The sequence below is a fragment of the Bacillus sp. JJ1764 genome, from assembly GCF_036962145.1.
Lineage (GTDB): Bacteria > Bacillota > Bacilli > Bacillales > Cytobacillaceae > Neobacillus.
Genome location: NZ_JBALNY010000021.1, coordinates 13,062 through 34,006, shown reverse-complemented (window position 1 = coordinate 34,006; position 20,945 = coordinate 13,062). Strand labels below are relative to the sequence as shown.

20 protein-coding genes are annotated in these 20,945 nt (G+C 39.3%); 19 read left to right on the top strand and 1 reads right to left on the bottom strand.

The features are described from left to right. Nucleotides 1–220: 220 nt before the first annotated feature. The 17 genes from V7083_RS03495 (at nucleotide 221) to spoVM (ending at nucleotide 17,953) form a co-directional block, all read left to right on the top strand. Entirely contained in the window at nucleotides 221–2,899 is a 2,679-nt protein-coding gene (locus V7083_RS03495; protein ID WP_335475412.1) for a calcium-translocating P-type ATPase, SERCA-type, read from the top strand. Nucleotides 2,900–2,998: 99 nt separating this feature from the next. Beyond that, nucleotides 2,999–3,874 (top strand): YicC/YloC family endoribonuclease, encoded by an 876-nt coding sequence (locus V7083_RS03490; RefSeq protein ID WP_335475410.1) that lies wholly within the window; start codon nucleotides 2,999–3,001, stop codon nucleotides 3,872–3,874. A gap of 60 nt (nucleotides 3,875–3,934) precedes the next feature. Then, a complete protein-coding gene (gene remA / locus V7083_RS03485) occupies nucleotides 3,935–4,198 on the top strand; it encodes an extracellular matrix/biofilm regulator RemA (RefSeq protein ID WP_335475407.1) in 264 nt (87 codons plus the stop codon). Between the two features lie 12 nt (nucleotides 4,199–4,210). Next, entirely contained in the window at nucleotides 4,211–4,825 is a 615-nt protein-coding gene (gene gmk, locus V7083_RS03480) for a guanylate kinase (protein ID WP_335475522.1), read from the top strand. 2 nt (nucleotides 4,826–4,827) lie between these two features. Then, entirely contained in the window at nucleotides 4,828–5,046 is a 219-nt protein-coding gene (gene rpoZ, locus V7083_RS03475; RefSeq protein WP_335475405.1) for a DNA-directed RNA polymerase subunit omega, read from the top strand. A 160-nt stretch (nucleotides 5,047–5,206) separates the two neighbouring features. Continuing rightward, on the top strand, nucleotides 5,207–6,421 hold the full coding sequence (gene coaBC, locus V7083_RS03470; protein WP_335475402.1) for a bifunctional phosphopantothenoylcysteine decarboxylase/phosphopantothenate--cysteine ligase CoaBC: 1,215 nt from the start codon (nucleotides 5,207–5,209) through the stop codon (nucleotides 6,419–6,421). Next, on the top strand, nucleotides 6,418–8,829 hold the full coding sequence (gene priA, locus V7083_RS03465; RefSeq protein ID WP_335475400.1) for a primosomal protein N': 2,412 nt from the start codon (nucleotides 6,418–6,420) through the stop codon (nucleotides 8,827–8,829). Before coaBC ends, priA begins: the two co-directional genes overlap by 4 nt. Before the next feature lie 61 nt (nucleotides 8,830–8,890). Next, nucleotides 8,891–9,376, top strand: a complete 486-nt coding sequence (def, locus tag V7083_RS03460; RefSeq protein WP_335475398.1) for a peptide deformylase — start codon at nucleotides 8,891–8,893, stop codon at nucleotides 9,374–9,376. Continuing rightward, a complete protein-coding gene (gene fmt / locus V7083_RS03455) occupies nucleotides 9,373–10,317 on the top strand; it encodes a methionyl-tRNA formyltransferase (protein ID WP_335475396.1) in 945 nt (314 codons plus the stop codon). Before def ends, fmt begins: the two co-directional genes overlap by 4 nt. Before the next feature lies 1 nt (nucleotide 10,318). After that, nucleotides 10,319–11,671 (top strand): 16S rRNA (cytosine(967)-C(5))-methyltransferase RsmB, encoded by a 1,353-nt coding sequence (rsmB, locus tag V7083_RS03450; protein ID WP_335475395.1) that lies wholly within the window; start codon nucleotides 10,319–10,321, stop codon nucleotides 11,669–11,671. Between the two features lie 2 nt (nucleotides 11,672–11,673). Then, entirely contained in the window at nucleotides 11,674–12,759 is a 1,086-nt protein-coding gene (gene rlmN, locus V7083_RS03445) for a 23S rRNA (adenine(2503)-C(2))-methyltransferase RlmN (protein ID WP_335475392.1), read from the top strand. Nucleotides 12,760–12,763: 4 nt separating this feature from the next. Beyond that, nucleotides 12,764–13,516, top strand: coding sequence for a Stp1/IreP family PP2C-type Ser/Thr phosphatase (locus V7083_RS03440; RefSeq protein ID WP_335475390.1), 753 nt, complete (start codon nucleotides 12,764–12,766; stop codon nucleotides 13,514–13,516). A gap of 1 nt (nucleotide 13,517) precedes the next feature. Next, a complete protein-coding gene (gene pknB, locus V7083_RS03435) occupies nucleotides 13,518–15,488 on the top strand; it encodes a Stk1 family PASTA domain-containing Ser/Thr kinase (protein WP_335475388.1) in 1,971 nt (656 codons plus the stop codon). 43 nt (nucleotides 15,489–15,531) lie between these two features. Further along, nucleotides 15,532–16,413, top strand: coding sequence for a ribosome small subunit-dependent GTPase A (gene rsgA, locus V7083_RS03430; RefSeq protein WP_335475386.1), 882 nt, complete (start codon nucleotides 15,532–15,534; stop codon nucleotides 16,411–16,413). Between the two features lie 5 nt (nucleotides 16,414–16,418). Then, on the top strand, nucleotides 16,419–17,063 hold the full coding sequence (gene rpe, locus V7083_RS03425) for a ribulose-phosphate 3-epimerase (RefSeq protein ID WP_335475384.1): 645 nt from the start codon (nucleotides 16,419–16,421) through the stop codon (nucleotides 17,061–17,063). Between the two features lie 49 nt (nucleotides 17,064–17,112). Continuing rightward, a complete protein-coding gene (locus V7083_RS03420; RefSeq protein WP_335475382.1) occupies nucleotides 17,113–17,760 on the top strand; it encodes a thiamine diphosphokinase in 648 nt (215 codons plus the stop codon). Nucleotides 17,761–17,869: 109 nt separating this feature from the next. Then, entirely contained in the window at nucleotides 17,870–17,953 is an 84-nt protein-coding gene (gene spoVM, locus V7083_RS03415) for a stage V sporulation protein SpoVM (RefSeq protein ID WP_042356285.1), read from the top strand. 149 nt (nucleotides 17,954–18,102) lie between these two features. Here spoVM and rpmB read toward each other — a convergent pair whose 3' ends face one another. Further along, nucleotides 18,103–18,291 carry a 50S ribosomal protein L28 gene (gene rpmB, locus V7083_RS03410; protein WP_007087786.1) on the bottom strand — a complete coding sequence of 63 codons (189 nt, stop codon included), beginning with the start codon at nucleotides 18,289–18,291 and terminating at the stop codon, nucleotides 18,103–18,105. A gap of 519 nt (nucleotides 18,292–18,810) precedes the next feature. Here rpmB and V7083_RS03405 point away from each other — a divergent pair. After that, nucleotides 18,811–19,173 (top strand): Asp23/Gls24 family envelope stress response protein, encoded by a 363-nt coding sequence (locus tag V7083_RS03405; protein ID WP_335475380.1) that lies wholly within the window; start codon nucleotides 18,811–18,813, stop codon nucleotides 19,171–19,173. Nucleotides 19,174–19,188: 15 nt separating this feature from the next. Beyond that, entirely contained in the window at nucleotides 19,189–20,871 is a 1,683-nt protein-coding gene (locus tag V7083_RS03400; RefSeq protein ID WP_335475378.1) for a DAK2 domain-containing protein, read from the top strand. The last annotated feature ends 74 nt before the right edge of the window (nucleotides 20,872–20,945 follow it).

Below are 20,945 nucleotides of genomic sequence, written 5' to 3'. Positions count from 1 at the left end.
TTTCTAGGAGTCTTCGCATCTTCCGCTCCAATAAACGTGATATTAAAATCAGCAATCTTCTCTTAATTATGTCACTTATTCAAGTATAACCTACATTTAAACATATCTGCCTGAATTTCGCATTTTAGGCTGTAATATAAATTATCATAGCATTTTTTGGGACGACCCTGAATAAGCTTTCTTTAGATTAGGTCTATTAAGGGGGAAGTGAGATGGTCGGATGAAGTTCCATGAGATGGAGATAAAACAAGTAGAAAAGGCTTTAGAAACCGACTTTTCTTCTGGATTATTACAAGAAGAAGTGAAACAGCGTGTAAAAAAATACGGGTATAACGAATTGGATGAAGGGGAGAAGCAATCTGCCCTGCTATTGTTTTTCAGTCAATTTAAAGATTTTATGGTCTTAGTACTATTGGCAGCAACCCTTATTTCCGGTTTACTGGGGGAATATATTGACGCCATAGCCATTATTGCGATTGTGTTAATTAATGGTATTCTTGGGTTTTACCAAGAACGCCGGGCTGAAAAATCATTGCAAGCACTTAAGGAACTTTCTGCACCCCAGGTTAATGTCTTAAGGGAGGGAAAATGGCTGAAAGTTCCCTCTAAAGAAATCGTCGTTGGGGATATTCTGAAGTTTACTAGTGGTGACCGGATCGGTGCTGATGTACGAATTATTGATTCTAAAAGTTTAGAAATTGAGGAATCCGCCTTAACAGGAGAATCTGTACCGGTCTCTAAACATATTGAGAAATTAACGAATCCTAATCCGGGTATTGGCGATATGGAGAATATAGCTTTTATGGGTACGATGATTACTAGGGGTACTGGGATGGGTGTTGTCATTGCCACTGGAATGAAAACAGCGATGGGACAAATTGCCGATTTATTGCAAAATGCCGAGAGTCAAGAAACTCCATTACAGCGCAGATTAGAGCAATTAGGTAAAGTCCTGATCAGTGTTGCTTTAGTATTAACATTACTAGTTGTTGTCATTGGAGTCATTCAAGGGCACGAATTATATGAGATGTTTTTAGCGGGCGTTTCTTTAGCGGTAGCTGCCATTCCGGAAGGACTTCCTGCGATTGTAACGGTTGCACTTTCCCTTGGTGTTCAAAAGATGATTAAGAAAAATGCTATTGTAAGGAAGCTTCCTGCGGTGGAGACCCTGGGGTGTGCATCCGTCATCTGCTCCGATAAAACCGGTACAATGACCCAAAACAAAATGACGGTTACGCATCTTTGGAGCGGCGGTCATACTTGGACGGTAGATGGTGTAGGCTACCAACCGCAGGGAGAATTTTATCGGGATGAACAACGGGTACAACCAAAAGAAGAGAAAGCTTTACAGCAAATGCTTATTTTTGGCATGCTATGCAATCATTCCGATTTAAATATGAAAGATGAAGAATACGTGCTTGATGGGGATCCAACAGAAGGGGCACTATTAGTAAGTGCAATGAAAGCCGGTTTTAATCGCCCAAAACTATTGGAAGAATTTACTGTCATCAATGAGTTTCCGTTTGATTCTTCTAGGAAAATGATGAGTATACATGTTAAAGACAAACAAGGAAGACATTTTATTGTGACCAAAGGGGCCCCAGATGTGATTTTGGGAATCTGTGAATCCATTCTTTGGAATGATAAAACACAAGCGTTAGTCAAAGATTCTCGCCAAAAGGTACAAAGTGCGATTGATCACCTTGCCTCTCAGGCACTAAGAACAATAGCGATCGCCTACAAGCCTATCTCTTCTAATACAATGATTCTAAGTGAAATGGAAGCAGAGAGTAAATTGACCTTTATTGGGGTCCAGGGAATGATTGACCCGCCAAGGCCAGAGGTAAAAGCTGCTGTTAAAGAATGTAAAGAGGCCGGTATAAAAACGGTCATGATTACCGGGGATCACGTCATCACTGCTAAAGCAATAGCAGCACAGCTTGGGATTTTATCAAAAAATAGTAAAGTTATTGATGGTAAGGCTTTGTCTCAAATGTCAGTTCAAGAACTAGAGGATATTGTCGAGGATGTTTCTGTATTTGCCCGGGTTTCTCCAGAACATAAACTTAAGATAGTTAACGCATTACAAAATAGAGGGCATGTTGTTGCTATGACAGGTGATGGAGTCAATGATGCTCCTGCTATCAAAGCGGCTGATATCGGAGTGGCGATGGGGATAACGGGGACAGATGTGGCGAAAGAGGCCTCCGCACTTGTCTTATTGGATGATAATTTTGCCACTATTAAGGCAGCCATTACAGAAGGCAGAAATATCTATGAAAATATTCGAAAGTTTGTTCGATACTTATTAGCATCCAATGTTGGGGAAATTCTAGTGATGCTTTTTGCTATGATTTTGGCACTTCCATTGCCATTGGTGCCAATTCAAATTCTATGGGTGAATTTGGTTACTGATGGTTTACCTGCTATGGCACTTGGTCTGGATCGGCCTGAAGAAAATGTTATGAAAAGAGGACCAAGAAGCCCGAATGAAGGAATTTTTTCAAGGGGATTGGGATGGAAAGTTGTATCTAGGGGCTTCTTAATAGGATTAGTTACATTATTAGCCTTTATGTTTGTGTATCATAATGACCCATCTCAATTGCAATATGCCCAGACCGTGGCTTTTGCTACTTTGGTCATGGCTCAGTTAATTCATGTATTTGATTGTCGCAGTGAAAAATCTGTTCTATCAAGAAATCCATTTGGAAATCAGTACTTGGTATGGGCTGTCATTTCTTCACTCTTATTAGTACTAGTTGTTATTTATTATCCGCCATTACAGCCTATTTTCCATACCTTGCCGATTGCAGCGAGAGATTGGCTGCTCATTATCGGAATGTCCAGTATTCCAACTTTTTTACTAGCGGGATCATTTTTGTTAAGAAAAACAAAATAAAGTGTGTTATAATCCAAAAGGTAATAGAATCACCTCTATTGCCTTTTGGAGTTTTTTATGGAATCTGATCATATATCCTAGATTGGATGTGCTATAGTTATGGTTATAAGTATGACAGGATTTGGAAGGGGAAAGGCAGAATCTGATTCTTTTTCAGTAATTGTCGAGGTCAAATCAGTAAATCATCGCTTCAGCGAAATGAATATTAGAATGCCAAGGCAATTATTAAAAATAGAAGATAAGATGAAAAAGAAATTAGGTCAGCACATTCGTCGCGGCAGAGTAGAAGTTTATGTGAGCGTGGAAGGTGCAGGAAGCATTACTAGAAAACTACATATTGATTGGAATTTAATTGAGGAATATTTCCAATTTATGAAACAAGCTGGCGATACATATGGAATAACAGGGACGATTACCCTTCATGACTTAATTAGCCGCCCTGATCTTTTACATATTGAAGAGAGTGAAGCCGATAACGAAGAGCTAGAGGATCTGGTACTTAAGGCAACGGAAGAGGCAGTTGTTTTATTAAAGCAAATGCGAATAGCAGAAGGGGAAGAGTTGAAAAAAGACCTCATCTCCATCATCTCCCAAGTTGAAACCCATATTTTCGAGCTTCAAAAATATGCTCCGGTGGTCGTTCAATTATATAAAGAACGACTTACAAAAAGAATGCAAGAGTTTGTAAACGGGCAAATCGACGAGACGAGAATTTTAACTGAAGTGGCTGTATTCTCTGAAAAGGCTGATATTAATGAAGAAATCACCAGGTTAAATAGCCATATTCAGCAATTTGTCCAAACACTTAACCATCATGAGCCAATCGGACGTAAGCTGGATTTTCTTGTGCAGGAAATGAACCGGGAAACAAACACCATTGGTTCAAAAGCAAATGATTCTACTATCGCGTTAATCGTTGTGGAGATAAAAAGTTTGCTTGAGAAACTAAAGGAGCAGGTTCAAAATATTGAGTAGATCCTGTTTAGAAAAAGTCTGCTGAGGTCAAAATATATTATTGATGATTGGATGATAATCATGGGGATTAAATTAATAAATATTGGATTTGGAAATATTGTTTCGGCAAATCGGATAATTTCTATTGTTAGTCCGGAATCCGCCCCAATTAAAAGAATTATACAGGATGCCCGTGACAGGGGATCATTGATTGATGCTACATATGGAAGGCGTACCCGTGCTGTAATAGTGATGGATAGTGATCATGTCATTTTATCTGCGGTGCAGCCTGAGACAGTTGCTCACCGGTTAACTGATCGCGATGAAATGATTGAAGAAGGGTAGGATTTATTGAAAATGCAGGAAAAAGGATTGCTGATTGTACTTTCCGGTCCATCCGGAGTTGGAAAAGGGACTGTTCGAAAAGAAATTTTTTCCCAACCTGATACAGCATTTGAATATTCCATATCAGTTACAACCCGAAAGCCTCGTGAAGGCGAAAGAGACGGGATAGACTATTTTTTCAAAACAAGAGAACAGTTTGAAGAAATGATCGAACATGGTAAACTATTGGAGTATGCTGAATTTGTTGGGAACTATTACGGAACCCCGGTTGACTATGTACGACAAACGTTAGACCAAGGGAAAGATGTATTTTTAGAAATTGAAGTAAAGGGTGCACGTCAAGTTAGGGAAAAATTCCCTGATGGGTTATTCATTTTCTTGATGCCGCCAAGCTTAACTGAATTAAAAAACCGTATTGTGACAAGAGGCACGGAGACTGAGGATATCATCCATAATCGGATGTTGACGGCCCGAGAAGAAATTGAAATGATGGAATTATATGATTATGTTGTGGAAAATGATCAAGTTGAATTAGCTTGTGATCGAATAAAATCCATTGTTACGGCAGAACATTGTCGTCGAGAAAGAGTAGAACATCGATACAAAAAGTTGTTGGAGGTAGAATAAACATGCTTTATCCTTCTATTGATTCATTATTAGAAAAAATTGATTCAAAATATTCATTGGTTTCAGTTGCTGCTAAAAGGGCTCGGGTTATGTCCCAGGTTCACGATGAGAGATTACCAAAGTATGTTTCTTATAAACATGTTGGCAAGGCGCTGGAAGAAATTTATTCCGGTGAACTTACTTATCGTGTATCAAAAAAAGCAGAGATACCCGCTGAATAAACAAATTCAGTTCATGATGCAAAGAAAGGCTTGACTATGTCAGCCTTTTTATTTTTTGCTTCCAAAGATGTCGAAAAAAGAAGGAAAAACGTGAAAAAAAAGTTAAGTTCCATCATAATAAAAGGTAAAGTTAATCGATGTATGGATTGGGGGATTTTTGGTGCTAAACGATAAAAAAATATTATTATGTGTAACTGGCGGGATTGCTGTTTATAAAGCTGCTGCCCTGACAAGCAAACTGGTCCAAGCAGGTGCTCAAGTAAAAGTCATTTTAAGCGAATCAGCTGCTAAATTTGTTACTCCTTTGACCTTTCAAGCCTTATCGCGGAATGAAGTGTTTACTGATACGTTTGATGAAAAAAATCCACAAGTTATTGCCCATATTAATTTAGCGGATTGGGCCGATTTAATTCTTCTGGCACCTGCAACAGCCAATTCGATTGGGAAACTAGCGAATGGAATTGCCGATAATATGGTTTCGACTACATTGTTGGCAGCAACAGCACCGGTTTGGATCGCACCAGCCATGAATGTTCATATGTATGAACATCCCGCTGTAAAACGGAATCTATCAATTTTAGCTGATTACGGATATAGGTTCATTGAACCGAGTGAAGGCTATTTAGCCTGCGGGTATGTCGGAAAAGGCCGATTGGAAGAACCGGAAAAAATAGTTGAATTAATCCAACATCATTTTAATCAAAAACCTTTTCTTCCATTAAAAGGAAAGGTGTTTATCATAACAGCTGGCCCAACTAGGGAAAAGATTGATCCTGTCCGCTTTATTTCGAACCACTCCAGCGGCAAAATGGGCTATGCTTTAGCGGAAGAAGCGAAAAGAAAAGGTGCCCGGGTTATTCTTATTTCCGGTCCTGTACAGCTTACTGCCTCAAATACAATAGAGCTTAAAAAAGTTGAAAGTGCGGAAGAAATGTATCATGAGGTAATGAAGCATTTAGACGAAGCTGATTGTATTATCAAAACAGCGGCAGTTGCCGATTATCGTCCCAAAACGGTTTACGATCAAAAAGTCAAAAAACAAGCCGGCGACGCACATCTCGAGCTTGAAAGAACAAAAGATATTTTATTTGAACTGGGACAAAAAAAGAAAAATCAAATCCTAATAGGATTTGCGGCTGAAACTGACAACGTTGAAGAGTACGCAAGGAAAAAACTATTTAATAAGAATGCTGATATGATTGTGGCCAATAATGTGAAGTCCGAAGGCGCAGGTTTTGGAACAGATACAAACATTGTCACAATTTATAAACGGGATGGTGCCGCCATAGAGCTGCCAATGATGTCTAAAACAGAGGTGGCTGAAAAAATTATCGCTGAAGTAACACCACTTCTGAAGGATTTGGGAGAAAAATGAAAATTGCCAGTGTCATAGTTGATGTTCCAACAAAACAAACAGATAGGCCATTTGATTATCTGATCCCAAGTGATTGGGAAAACATCATCCAGCCAGGTATGAGAGTTATTGTCCCATTTGGTCCGAGGAATATCCAGGGATTTGTTACAGAAATAAAATCTGAATCAGATTTTAAACAATTAAGAGAAATCGTCGAACCAATGGACTTGGAGCCAATCTTAAATGAAGAACTATTGGAGTTGGGTGATTGGTTAACGGATACGACACTCTGCTTTAAAATTTTTGCTTACCAAGTAATGCTTCCAGCGGCATTAAAAGCAAAGTACGAAAAAAAGGTTACGCTAGCTGCCGGAATCAGTGTAGCTAGTTTACCATTCCATTTGCAGGCCTATTTTGAAAAAGGTCCAAGTATTGACTGGGATACTGCATTGAAAAATGGGGTAGTTACCCTTTTACAACGCGAAATAGCTAATGGACTCCTTGAAGTCCAATATGAAGTAAAGGAAAAAGTCAGAAAAAAATGGGTAAAAGTGATCAAGCCAAATGTGTCGTCTGCGAAATTAATGGAGGAAATGAACACATTGCCAGCCAATGCCGAAAAACAAAAGAAAGTGTTGGCCTATTTTATCGATCATCTTGAACCAATCGAATTGAAACTTTTATCTTCGGAATTAAACGTCTCGTCATCGATTGTTAAAGCTCTTATCCAGAAAAATATATTAATGGAAATTGAAATGGAAGTATACAGAGACCCGTATGAAAATCGTACGTTCGAACGAACAACGCCTTTGCCATTAACTGAATCACAGGCGGGGGCGATTAGTCCGATCCTACATGCAATTGAAACGAACAAACACGAGGTCTTTTTATTATACGGAGTAACAGGCAGTGGGAAAACGGAAGTGTATTTGCAGTCCATTCAAGAAGTGATTGAAAAAGGGAAAGAGGCAATTGTACTTGTACCGGAGATTTCGTTAACCCCACAAATGGTTCAGCGGTTTAAAAGCCGTTTTGGAGATTTAGTAGCGGTTCTTCACAGCGGCCTATCAGCAGGTGAAAAATATGATGAGTGGAGAAAAATCCAGCGCAAAGAAGTAAAGGTAGCAGTTGGGGCAAGATCAGCGATTTTTGCACCTTTCGAAAATCTCGGTATCATTATCATAGACGAGGAGCATGAAACTAGCTATAAGCAGGAAGAAATGCCACGTTACCATGCTCGTGATGTTGCGATAAAAAGGGCAGAAACCTATCATTGCCCGGTCGTATTGGGCAGTGCCACTCCATCTTTAGAATCCTTTGCAAGAGCGCAGAAAAAAGTATACCACCTTTTATCTCTCCCAAATCGTATGAACAATCACGCGCTTCCATCGGTGGAAATCATTGACATGCGTGAAGAACTCCGTGACGGAAATCGCTCCATGTTTTCAAGAAAGCTATTTGACATGTTAAAAGACCGTATCGAAAAAAAACAACAATCAGTGTTGTTTTTAAATAAACGGGGACATTCATCCTTTGTTATGTGCCGTGATTGCGGCTATGTAGTAAACTGTCCAAACTGTGATATTTCGTTAACCTATCATCGGGCAGGAACACAAATGAAATGTCATTATTGTGGATATGAGAGTACGATTCCTAGCGTATGTCCTGAATGTTCAAGCGAGCACATTCGCTACTTCGGAACTGGTACGCAAAAGGTAGAGGATGAACTGGGGAAGATACTTCCAGAGGCGAGAGTCATTCGGATGGATGTGGACACGACCAGTCGAAAAGGGTCACATGAAAGATTATTAAATGAATTCCAAGAGGGAAAAGCAGACATATTGTTGGGAACTCAAATGATTGCTAAAGGGCTCGATTTTCCAAACATTACGCTCGTCGGTGTGCTATCTGCTGATACGATGCTCCATTTGCCGGACTTTCGATCTTCGGAAAAAACCTTCCAATTATTAACTCAAGTAAGTGGAAGGGCCGGCCGGCATCAGTTGCCGGGAGAGGTTGTGATCCAAACTTATACGCCGGAGCATTATAGTATAGAGTTTGCTGGTTCCCATAATTATGATCAATTTTATCAGCAAGAAATGATGGTTCGTAAACTCCATCATTATCCCCCATTCTATTACCTTGCGTTAATTACGGTCAGTCACGAGCAACTTATGGCTGCCGTCTCGGCAACAGAGAAAATTGCCCGATATGTCCGTTCGCAAATCTCAAATGAAGCGGTGATCCTTGGCCCTTCAGTGTCCCCTATTGCTAGGATTAATAATAGATATCGGTATCAATGTTTGATAAAATACAAACGGGAACCGAACCTTGGAGGAACTTTAAAAACCATTTTGGATCAATACCAAAAGGATGCAAAATCTGGACTTCTAGTTTCTGTAGATGTTAATCCGTTTATCTTAATGTAATTCGGGTGAAAATGGTAAATAAAAATCCACGTTTATTGTAATTTTTGATGGAGGTAAAGTTTTGGCTATTAGAAAGATTGTAACGTATCCAGCAGAAATTCTGGAGATTAAGTGTAAACCAGTAGAGAAATTTGATAGAAAGCTTGCAAAATTGCTTGATGATATGTATGACACCATGATTGAGTTTGATGGTGTAGGACTTGCAGCTCCGCAAATAGGTAAAGGTGCAAGAGTGGCAATCGTTGATATTGATGACGAATCTGGGACAATCGAAATGATCAATCCTAAGATTTTAAAACAAGACGGTGAACAAACAGGACCGGAAGGCTGTTTAAGTTTTCCAGATCTTTATGGAGAAGTAACCAGACCAAATTACGTTAAAATAGAAGCATTTGATCGTAAAGGAAGAAAATATACGCTGGAGGCTGAAGAATTCCTGGCAAGAGCCATTCAGCATGAAATAGATCACCTTGATGGGGTTTTATTTACATCAAAGGTTACCAGATATCTTGAGGAAGATGAGTTAAAAGGAGAAGACACTGAATGACAAAGATAGTATTTATGGGGACTCCTGATTTTTCTGTACCGGTTTTACAACAAATCATTGCGGATGGCTATGAGGTCATCGGTGTCGTAACTCAACCGGACAGGCCTGTTGGGCGAAAAAAAGTTCTAACACCACCACCCGTTAAAGTGGAAGCCTTAAAACAAGGAATACCGGTTTACCAGCCAGAAAAAATTAGGAAAGATGAAGAACTGGATCAGATTCTTGCATTAAATCCGGATTTGATTATCACTGCCGCATTCGGACAAATCTTGCCTAAGAAGCTCCTTGATGCACCTAAATACGGCTGTATCAATGTTCATGCATCACTATTACCGGAATTGCGAGGTGGTGCACCGATTCATTACGCATTATTAACAGGAAAAAAGAAGTCTGGAATAACAATTATGTATATGGCAGAAAAACTTGATGCAGGAGATATTTTGACAAAGGTAGAAATTCCGATTACAGATGAAGATAATGTTGGGACTTTGCATGATAAGTTGAGCGCGGCAGGTGCAAAATTATTATCAGAAACACTGCCTTTATTAATAGAAGGGAAGCTGACACCAATACCGCAAAATGATGCAGAAGCAACCTTTGCTCCTAATATCAAACGAGAACAAGAAAAAATTGATTGGAACAAATCCGGAGAAGACATCTTTAACCAGATTCGTGGATTAAATCCATGGCCTGTGGCGTTTACAACAATGGATGGTCAAGTTATAAAAATTTGGCGTGCAGGTAAAGTTAATGAAAAAACAGATGTAATTCCAGGTACCATAGTTAAGATAGAATCAGATGGCATAATCGTGGCAACCGGAAATGACACGGCGATTAAAATTACCGAACTTCAGCCTTCAGGAAAAACGAAGATGTCTTGTGAGCAATATTTACGTGGATCTGGCTCTAAACTAAATGCAGGCAATCAGTTGGGAGAATAACATGACAGCAAGTTTTAAAAAAAATGTTCGTGAAACAGCCTTAGAGCTGTTGATCACAATCGAAAAAAATCAGGCATACAGCAATTTGTTGCTAAATAATGCGATAAATAAACACCAAATTCCTCAAAAGGATGTTGGTTTACTGACTGAACTGGTTTATGGGACGCTTCAGAGAAAAATGGCCTTAGATTTTTATCTAAGTCCATTTATTAAAAACAGCCGTAAATTGGAAAATTGGGTTCTTCATTTGCTGCGGGTAACACTCTATCAAATGGTTTACCTTGATAAAATTCCGGACCATGCTTCGATTCATGAGGCTGTTGAGATTGCTAAAAAACGTGGACATAAAGGAATAGCAGGGTTGGTAAACGGGGTCCTCAGAACGATCCAACGTGAGGGACTCCCGTCATTAGATCAAGTCCATGATCCAATTGAACGCCTTTCTCTTGAAACAAGCCACCCACAATGGCTAGTGAAAAGATGGGCTGACCAGTTTGGCTATGAAAAAACAAAAGAAATGTGCGAAATCAACCAACTTGCACCGCTGCAAACCGCACGTGTTAATATTGCAAAAATTTCCCGGGACGACTGTGTCAATCTATTAGAGGAAGAGGGCTTTCAAATAGAAAAAAGTCCTATTATTCCTGAAGCGATCCGTTCATTAAAAGGGAATCTTGCAACCTCAAAAGTGTTCCAAAATGGATTATTAACCATTCAGGATGAAAGTTCAATGTTGGTTGCGTATGCTCTAGGTGTAAGTGATCATCAAACTGTTTTGGACGCTTGTGCTGCTCCTGGAGGGAAGACAACACATATCGCTGAAAAATTGAAAGGAACAGGTGAGGTAATCTCTATTGACCTTCACGAGCATAAGGTAAAATTAATACGTGACAACGCTCAGAGATTAGGATTGGAAAATATAAAAGCGGTAGCTTTGGATTCGCGAAAAGTTAGTGAACATTTCCAAGAGGGTTCTTTTGATTCAGTATTACTAGATGCACCATGCTCAGGATTGGGTGTTATGCGAAGAAAACCTGATATGAAGTACACCAAGAAGGAACAGGATATTACTCAATTAAGCATGATTCAGCAGCAACTTTTACAAGCTGTTTCACCGCTAGTTAAAAAGGGTGGAACTTTAGTTTATAGTACGTGTACGGTAGATAAAGAAGAAAACGAACAAATGATTAAAAATTTTTTGGGGGATCATTCTGAATTTGAAGGAGATTATAGCTTGCGGTCAAGAATGCCGGAAGCCATTCAGCCATTTATTTCAGATTATGATTTACAAATATTACCTCAATACTTTGGGTCAGATGGCTTTTATATCGCAGCGTTAAGGAAGAAGGGATAAACTTGGAACCAGTTAATACGACAGAGGCAACCATCACACAGGAAAAAAAATCAATCTATTCACTGGAGCTACATCAGCTAAAGGAATGGCTTCAGGAAATTGGGGAGAAGCCATTTAGAGCTGAGCAAATCTTTGATTGGCTTTATAAAAAAAGAGTGGGCTCCTACGAAGATATGAGCAACTTATCAAAAAACTTAAGAGAAAATCTTGCAGCTCACTTTGAACTAACTACATTAAAAACGATCATTCAGCAAACATCATCAGACGGAACGATTAAATTTTTATTTGAACTTCACGACGGTTTTTCTATCGAAACAGTCCTAATGCGGCACGATTATGGGAATTCAGTTTGTGTAACAACTCAAGTTGGGTGCCGTATCGGATGTACATTCTGCGCTTCCACTCTAGGGGGGTTAAAACGCCACTTAGAGGCTGGTGAAATTGTAGCACAAGTGGTAAAAGTACAGCAGGCTCTTGATGAGATGGAAGAGCGGGTCAGTTCAGTAGTTATCATGGGAATCGGTGAGCCATTTGATAACTACGATAATATGCTGGCATTTTTAAAGATTATTAATCATGAAAAAGCGCTCAATATTGGAGCACGTCATATCACTGTTTCAACAAGTGGAATCATACCGAAAATCTATCAATTCGCAGATGAGAATATGCAAATTAACTTTGCCATCTCCCTTCATGCTCCTAATACGGAATTAAGGTCAAAATTAATGCCAATTAACAAAGCATATAAACTTGATGACTTAATGAAAGCGGTAAGGTATTATATCGATAAGACAGGTCGTCGAATCAGCTTTGAATATGGTCTTTTTGGCGGGGTAAACGATTCTACTGAGCATGCGGAAGAATTGGCAGCCTTAATAAAAGGACTTAAATGCCACATAAATCTTATACCGGTTAACTATGTACCAGAGAGAGATTACGTGCGCACACCAAAAGATAAAATTTTTGCGTTTGAAAAGACATTGAAAAATCGCGGGATTAACGTGACAATTCGCCGGGAGCACGGGCATGATATTGATGCTGCATGCGGACAGCTTCGTGCAAAGGAGCGAAAAGAGGAGACGATGTAAAAGTATGAAAGCGGTATTTCAGACTGATCGAGGAAAAATCCGTCTTCACAATGAAGATGCCGGTGGTGTGTTTTTAAACAAGGACGGTCATCGCCTGGCGGTTGTTGCTGACGGAATGGGTGGACATCGTGCCGGTGACGTTGCCAGTGAAATGACGATATCCTATTTAAAAAGTGAATGGGAATCAACACAAGGGATCTTTACCGCGGATGATGCCGAAAAATGGTTAAAAGAAAAAATTACGAGGGTAAATGAGATGATTTTGGAGCATGCCATTCAACATGCTGAATGTGATGGGATGGGAACGACCATTGTTGCGGCTCTTAGCACCAACCGTTTTGTAACAATGGCTAATATTGGTGACAGCCGAGGTTACTTGCTAAATGAATCTGGGTTTAAGCAGGTAACTGAGGATCACTCCTATGTGAATGAATTAGTAAGATCGGGACAAATATCCAAGGAAGATGCAGAACATCATCCTAGGAAAAATGTTTTATTGCGTGCTTTAGGAACAGAAAAAATGGTTGAAATTGATATTAAAACCATTACCTTCGAAGAGGGAGATATTCTTCTGTTATGTTCTGACGGCCTTTCCAATAAAGTGAGCGAATCGGAAATGACTCAAATTCTCCAGAATGAAGATCACCTTGAACAAAAGGCTACTACACTCACCGAATTAGCTAATGAGTATGGTGGAGAGGATAACATTACCTTGGCAATCGTAGAGTTCTCAGAAAGCATTGAAGGTGATATATAAAATGATGATCGGGAAAAGATTAAGCGGCCGCTATAAAATATTGGATATGATTGGCGGAGGCGGCATGGCCAATGTGTATTTGGCTCATGATATGATTCTAGACCGTGATGTAGCGGTTAAAATGCTTCGATTAGATTTTGCAAATGATGAAGAATTTATTAAAAGATTTCATAGGGAAGCACAATCTGCAACGAGTCTCAATCATCCAAATATAGTAAATATTTATGACGTAGGCGAGGAGAAAGACCTTTACTATATTGTTATGGAGTATGTGGAAGGTCAAACGTTAAAACAATACATACAACAGAATTCGCCTTTAAGGGTGGAAGAGTCAATTGGGATTATGCGACAATTGACCTCGGCAATTTCCCACGCCCATCATAATCATATTATTCATCGTGATATTAAGCCACAAAATATATTAGTAGATCATAAAGGGAATGTTAAAATTACTGATTTTGGAATTGCCATGGCACTGAGTGCAACCAGTATTACACAAACCAACTCTGTGCTTGGCTCTGTGCATTATTTGTCACCGGAGCAGGCACGTGGCGGCATGGCCAATCGTAAGTCGGATATTTATTCGCTTGGGATTGTCATGTTTGAGTTATTAACGGGACGGCTTCCGTTTTCTGGAGAGTCTGCTGTATCCATTGCCCTTAAGCATTTGCAATCAGAGACCCCGTCTGTGAGAAGATGGAATCCAAACATTCCTCAAAGTGTTGAAAATATTGTATTAAAATCAACGGCAAAAGATTCATTTCACCGTTATGACAATGTGGAAGAAATGGAGGAGGATTTACGGACTGCGTTAAATCCGGAAAGAATAGATGAGCCTAAATTTATGATTCCAGTAGATGATGAGGCGACAAAAGCCATTCCAGTCATAACTAATGATCGCCCATTGCAAAATCTCGATGAAACGCTGGTTCATAGTAACGGAAATTCGGGGACAACTGTAGATAAAAAGGCAAAAGGTGTGGCGAAAAAGAAGCGAAAAAAATGGCCGATTATCTTAATTTCCATTATGTTAGTCCTTATTCTTGCAGGTGTTGCAGTGGCGTTAACCCCGGGAATAATCACCGCAAAAGATGTTAACATCCCAGATGTTAGCGGGATGAACACGGATGATGCCATTTCTAGACTAAAAGCAAAAGGGCTTGGAATCGGCAAGAAGATTGAAATTAATAATGATAAAATAGAAAAGGGGAAAGTTATTAAAACAGATCCTGAAGCTGGAAGTACTGTGAAGGAAAAATGGAAAATCAATCTTTATATTAGTAAGGGCAAAGAAAAATACGAGTTATCTAACTATGTTGGACAACAATATGATACGGTAGTAAGTTTATTAGAGGGGCAAAACTTTAAAGGAATCCAGAAAACGGAAAAATACGATGAAAGCGAACCGGGCACCATTATTAGTCAGGTCCCTGAAACTGGTAAAAAGGTTGTTCCTGATGATACAGTGTTGGAGTTTGTTGTCAGTAAGGGTCCGGAAAAGATTGTGTTGAAGGACTTGACCCAGTACAATCTCAAGGGTGCTCAGGATTATGCCTCACTGGTGGGGTTGAATTTAGACGCTTCACAGGAAAAATATGATGATAATATCCCTAAAGGAATGGTCATATCACAATCTCCAGCTGCCGGTACGGTGCTAGAAAAAGGTGATAAAGTGACCATCGTGATTTCAAAAGGAAAAGAGGAAAAGCCCCCGAAAGAAGTAATTAAGGAAGTGACGATTCCTTTTGAACCGACAATTCCAGGGCAGCCCGGTCAAAAGCAGGAAGTTCTTATTTACATTGATGATATGTACCATAGTATGACCGAACCTGCTGATACTTTTTATATTACCGAGAACACAAAAAGACAAATTAAACTGACGATTCCATATGGTAAAAAGGCAGGATATCGAATTATTCGTGATACGAAAGTAATAGCAGAAGAAAACTTTAACTATGACGATACAGAATAAAAGGGTTTAACGTATGAATGAAAGATTTTTAAGGAGGGCTGCTATGCCGGAAGCAAAAATTATTAAAGCCCTTAGCGGTTTTTATTACGTCCTTTATGATGAAAGGCTAATCCAGTGCCGAGGTAGAGGGGTGTTTAGAAAGAATAAAATATCCCCTCTAGTCGGAGATGAAGTTGTTTTTCAAGCAGAAAATGACCAAGAAGGATATATACTGGAAATAAAGGAACGGCGAAATGAATTGGTTCGTCCACCCATTGCGAATGTCGATCGTGCCTTCCTTGTGTTTTCCGCTGTTGAACCGGATTTTAGTACTGTATTATTGGATCGCTTTTTAGTCCTTGTAGAATTTAATCATATAGAGCCCATCATCTGTATTACGAAAATGGATTTAACAAATTCTGCCCAAAAGCAAACAATTGAAGAATATGCGAAACAATATCGAGCCGCGGGTTACGAGGTGATCTTAACCTCTTCCGAGACCGAAGCAGGAATTGAACTTCTATATCCTCATTTAGAAGCCAAAATCTCTGTGTTTGCCGGGCAATCAGGGGTAGGGAAATCATCCTTGTTAAATGCACTAAGACCTGATCTAGAGCTAAAAACAAATGATATTTCATCCCATTTGGGCCGAGGAAAGCATACAACTAGACATGTTGAATTAATCGAAGTAGGTAACGGACTTGTTGCGGATACCCCCGGTTTTAGTTCTCTTGAATTTACGAATATTGAAGCAGAAGATTTAACCCTTTGCTTTCCCGAACTTCATAAGGCAAGTGAGAATTGTAAATTTCGTGGATGTCTTCATATAAGTGAGCCGAAGTGCGGGGTAAAACAGGCGGTTGACTCAGAGGAGATTCCTCATTACCGTTATGAGCATTATGTAGACTTTTTGCAGGAAATTAAAGACAGAAAGCCGAGGTATTAATTATTATGGTGAAAATCGCACCTTCCATCCTTTCAGCTGATTTTTCAAAATTAGGGGAAGAAATTATCGCTGTTGAAAAAGGAGGAGCTGATTACATTCATATCGATGTAATGGACGGACATTTTGTACCTAATATTACAATTGGTCCACTGATTGTAGAGGCTGTTCGTCCTGTTACGAATCTTCCATTAGATGTGCATTTGATGATTGAAAATCCGGATCAATATATTGAAGCCTTTGCCAAAGCAGGTGCAGATTATATTACAGTTCATGTTGAAGCCTGCCGCCACTTGCATCGGACCATCCAAAATATCAAATCATTTGGTGTAAAAGCGGGTGTCGTGTTAAATCCTGCCACACCGGTGGAGAGTATCCAGCACATTATAGGAGATATTGATATGGTATTGTTAATGTCAGTGAATCCTGGGTTTGGCGGTCAAAAATTTATCCCTGAGGTACTTCCTAAAATTAGAAGTGTGAAAGCGATGGCAGAAGAAAAAGGGCTCGATATTGAAATTGAAATTGATGGCGGAGTCAATCCAGAAACGGCAAAATTGTGCGTAGAAGCAGGTGCAACTATACTTGTTGCCGGTTCGGCTGTCTATAATCAAGAAGACTATGCCCTAGCAATTTCACAAATAAAAGGATAAAAAAAAGCCGGCTTTAAGCCCGGCTTTTCTTTTTGCAGGGAGGTAAACAATGATTATCCATATACTTGCAGGAGGTCCCGAAGACCATTTGCCTGATTTACGCCTTTATAACGAAGCAGATGTAGTTTGGGTGGGTGTGGACCGAGGTGTATTTCATTTGTTAAACAGGGGCATTCATCCTAAACTGGCTTTTGGTGATTTTGATTCAGTGTCCAAACAAGAGTTAACATATATTGAAAATAACGTAGGAGAGATGCAACGCTTTAAACCTGAAAAAAATGAAACGGATCTGGAGCTTGCCTTGAATTGGGCAATGAATCAGCATCCAAAAATAATAAGAATCTTTGGCGCGACTGGTGGAAGATTGGATCATTTATTGGCCAATGTTCAACTAATGATCCACTCGTTAAGAGAACAAAGCAAAACGGAAATATATCTAATTGACCGCTATAATATCGCCTATTTAAAAGAACCAGGTACCCACAATATTAAAAAAATGGATTCCGCAAAATATATTTCTTTTGTTCCATTAACGCTTGCAGTCTCCGATTTGACGCTGGAAGGGTTTAAATATCCGTTGAAAAATCGGTATATTACGCTCGGTTCCACACTATGTATTAGTAATGAACTTATTAGTGATTATGGTACTTTTTCATTTTCCGAAGGCATATTAATAGTGATAAGAAGTCATGATTAGTAGGCCAATTCATTTGGTACTGATTTCGTTCCAATGAATAATATGGTAAGGGCGACGAAAGCTTCCGTATTCAAATAGGAAAACCGTGAGATTTGTGAGGAGGGACAGTATGAAATTTTATACGATTAAACTGCCAAGGTTTTTAGGCGGAATTGTCCGGGCGATGATTGGTGTGTTTAATAAGAAAGAATAAAAAAGAATCATTCAATTTAATTGTTTTTATTCCTTCATAAAATCCGAGCACCCATTTGGGTGCTTTTTAATTTGGATTTTGGGAATATTAAAAAAGAAGTAGGTATTGGACAAAAAAAATAGGCATCCTATAACGGATGCCCATGAGACTTATACGCGCTCAACTTTACCGGATCTTAACGCTCTTGCAGAAACCCAAACACGCTTTGGTTTACCGTCAACAAGAATACGAACTTTTTGTAAATTAGCACCCCATGTGCGCTTGTTAGCGTTCATAGCGTGAGAACGTGCGTTACCAGTAGTGGTTTTCTTTCCAGTTACTACACATTTACGTGGCATAGTGATTTCCCTCCTTAACTACCGAAAGCTTTAAATGGCAATTTTTCATGCTCATTGAACATATAGAAAAATGGCTCGGCCATATTTCCTAGCCTTAACATACCTTAATAATTTAACACACTACTTATCCGAATGCAATACTAATCTAAAAAGGTTTCAAGAAAAATACCTTGACAACAAGAAAAGCGAAAGCGCCTTGATCAGGGGCGACAGGTATAAGATAAGCCGGCAGGAAGGTTGCTTTTTAACCTTCATGACGGATTAGCTTATGACCCCGAGCCCCTAGGCGCTGTAGCTAGACAAGAAGAAAAGCGAAAGCGCCTTGATCAGGGGCGACAGGTATAAGACGAGCTGGCAGGAAGGTTACTTTTTAACCTTCATGACGGATTAGCTTATGATCCTGAGCCCCTAGGCATTGCACCAGAAAATTTCAAATTTCAACGTATGTCTTTCAATATTGGGATGACTATAGTAAAATGACTGTAGCCAAGGAGTATTATTCCAAAGGGGGAACGATTCATGTCCATTGAATTAAAAACTAAGTACGGACAAATTGATATTTCAAATGAAGTGATCGCTACTATTGCTGGTGGTGCGGCAATCGAATGCTATGGAATCGTCGGTATGGCCTCTAAAAATCAAATTAAAGACGGTCTAACAGAAATTTTGCGCAAGGAAAATTTTACTCGCGGCGTAATCGTTCGTCAAGAAAACGAAGCATTACATATTGATATGTACATTATTGTCAGCTATGGAACGAAAATTTCCGAAATTGCCCACAATGTGCAATCAAAAGTTAAATACACCCTAGATAAGACTGTTGGGCTTGCCGTTGATTCGGTAAATATTTACGTTCAGGGAGTTCGTGTGACGAACCCATAGTAAGGAGGAAGCTTTGTGTCTATTACAACACTAGATGGAAAACGTTTTGCCGAAATGGTGATTCAGGGGGCCAATAATTTAACGGCCAATGCCAAAATGGTTGATGCCCTAAACGTTTTTCCTGTACCGGATGGTGATACCGGAACCAATATGAATTTATCAATGACCTCCGGTGCAAAAGAAGTAAAAAATAATGTTCAGGAACATATAGGTAAAGTAGGAATGGCCCTTTCAAAAGGTTTGCTGATGGGAGCCCGCGGTAATTCCGGAGTCATTCTTTCTCAATTGTTTCGTGGTTTTTCGAAATGTATTGAAAGTAAAGCAAAGATAACTGGAAAGGATTTTGCTCAAGCCTTTGAAGCCGGAGTAGAAACTGCCTATAAAGCCGTGATGAAACCGGTTGAAGGAACAATCCTAACCGTTGCAAAAGATGCTGCAAAAAAGGGCGTACAATCCGCTCAAAAAAACACGGATATCATTTTGATTATGGAGGATATTGTGAAGGAAGCTAAAGCTTCCCTAAAACGCACTCCTGATCTGCTACCTGTATTAAAGGAAGTTGGTGTCGTTGACAGCGGTGGACAAGGCCTTGTTTGTGTTTACGAAGGTTTCTTGGCAGAATTAAAGGGTGAAAAACTACCGGATGTTCCAAGTGCACTGCCATCAATGGATGAAATGGTCAATGCTGAACACCATAAAAGCGTTCAAAGCCATATTAATACCGAAGACATTGTTTTTGGTTATTGTACTGAGTTTATGGTTAAATTTGAAAGTGATAAACTTTCAAAAAATCCGTTTAATGAAGATAATTTCAGAAATGTGTTAAGTGAATACGGTGATTCTTTATTAGTGGTTTCTGATGAGGATATTGTTAAAGTCCATATTCACTCCGAACAGCCGGGAGAAGTTTTAACCTATGGTCAACGTTATGGCAGCTTGATTAATATGAAGATAGAAAATATGCGCCAGCAGCATACCAATATTGTTGGTGATACGAAAACTCCTCTTGTAACTGCCCGTCCAGACTCTCCTAAATCAGCTCAAGAATATGGTATTGTAACCGTTTCAATGGGAGAGGGGATTGCAAATCTATTTAGAAGTATTGGTGCGCATGCAGTAATCGAAGGCGGCCAGACTATGAATCCAAGTACTGAGGATATTGTCAAAGCCGTTAAACAAGTAAATGCGAAAAAGGTATTTATTTTGCCTAATAATAAAAATATTATCATGGCAGCAGAGCAGGCTGTTCAAGTGTCGGATGAAGATATTTATGTCATTCCTTCAAAAACTGTTCCACAAGGTCTGTCTGCATTACTCGCGTTTAATCCTTCCGCAGATGTTGAAACAAATCAGTCTGCTATGAAAGAAGCTCTTAGCCATGTAAAGACAGGACAAATTACGTTTGCAGTACGTGATACACAAATAGATGGACTGGAAATTGAAAAAGATGATTTCATGGGGATTTCCGAAGGGAAAATTGTCATTAAAAATAAAGACAAAGTGCAGGCGGCGGAGGAACTTTTAGAGCAGATGATCGATGAAGATTCCGAAATCTTAACGATTATATATGGTGAAGATGTTTCAAAAGAGTCTGTCAATCAGCTCACTGAGTTTGTAGAGGAAAAATTTCCTGATGTGGAAATTGAAACTCACAATGGCGGTCAGCCTTTATATTCATTTATCTTTTCAATTGAATAAGTTACAGATACAATAGAAGGGGTCACCCTTCTTCTTTTTTTTTTGTATACCGAAATAATTTTTTCTGGATTTTT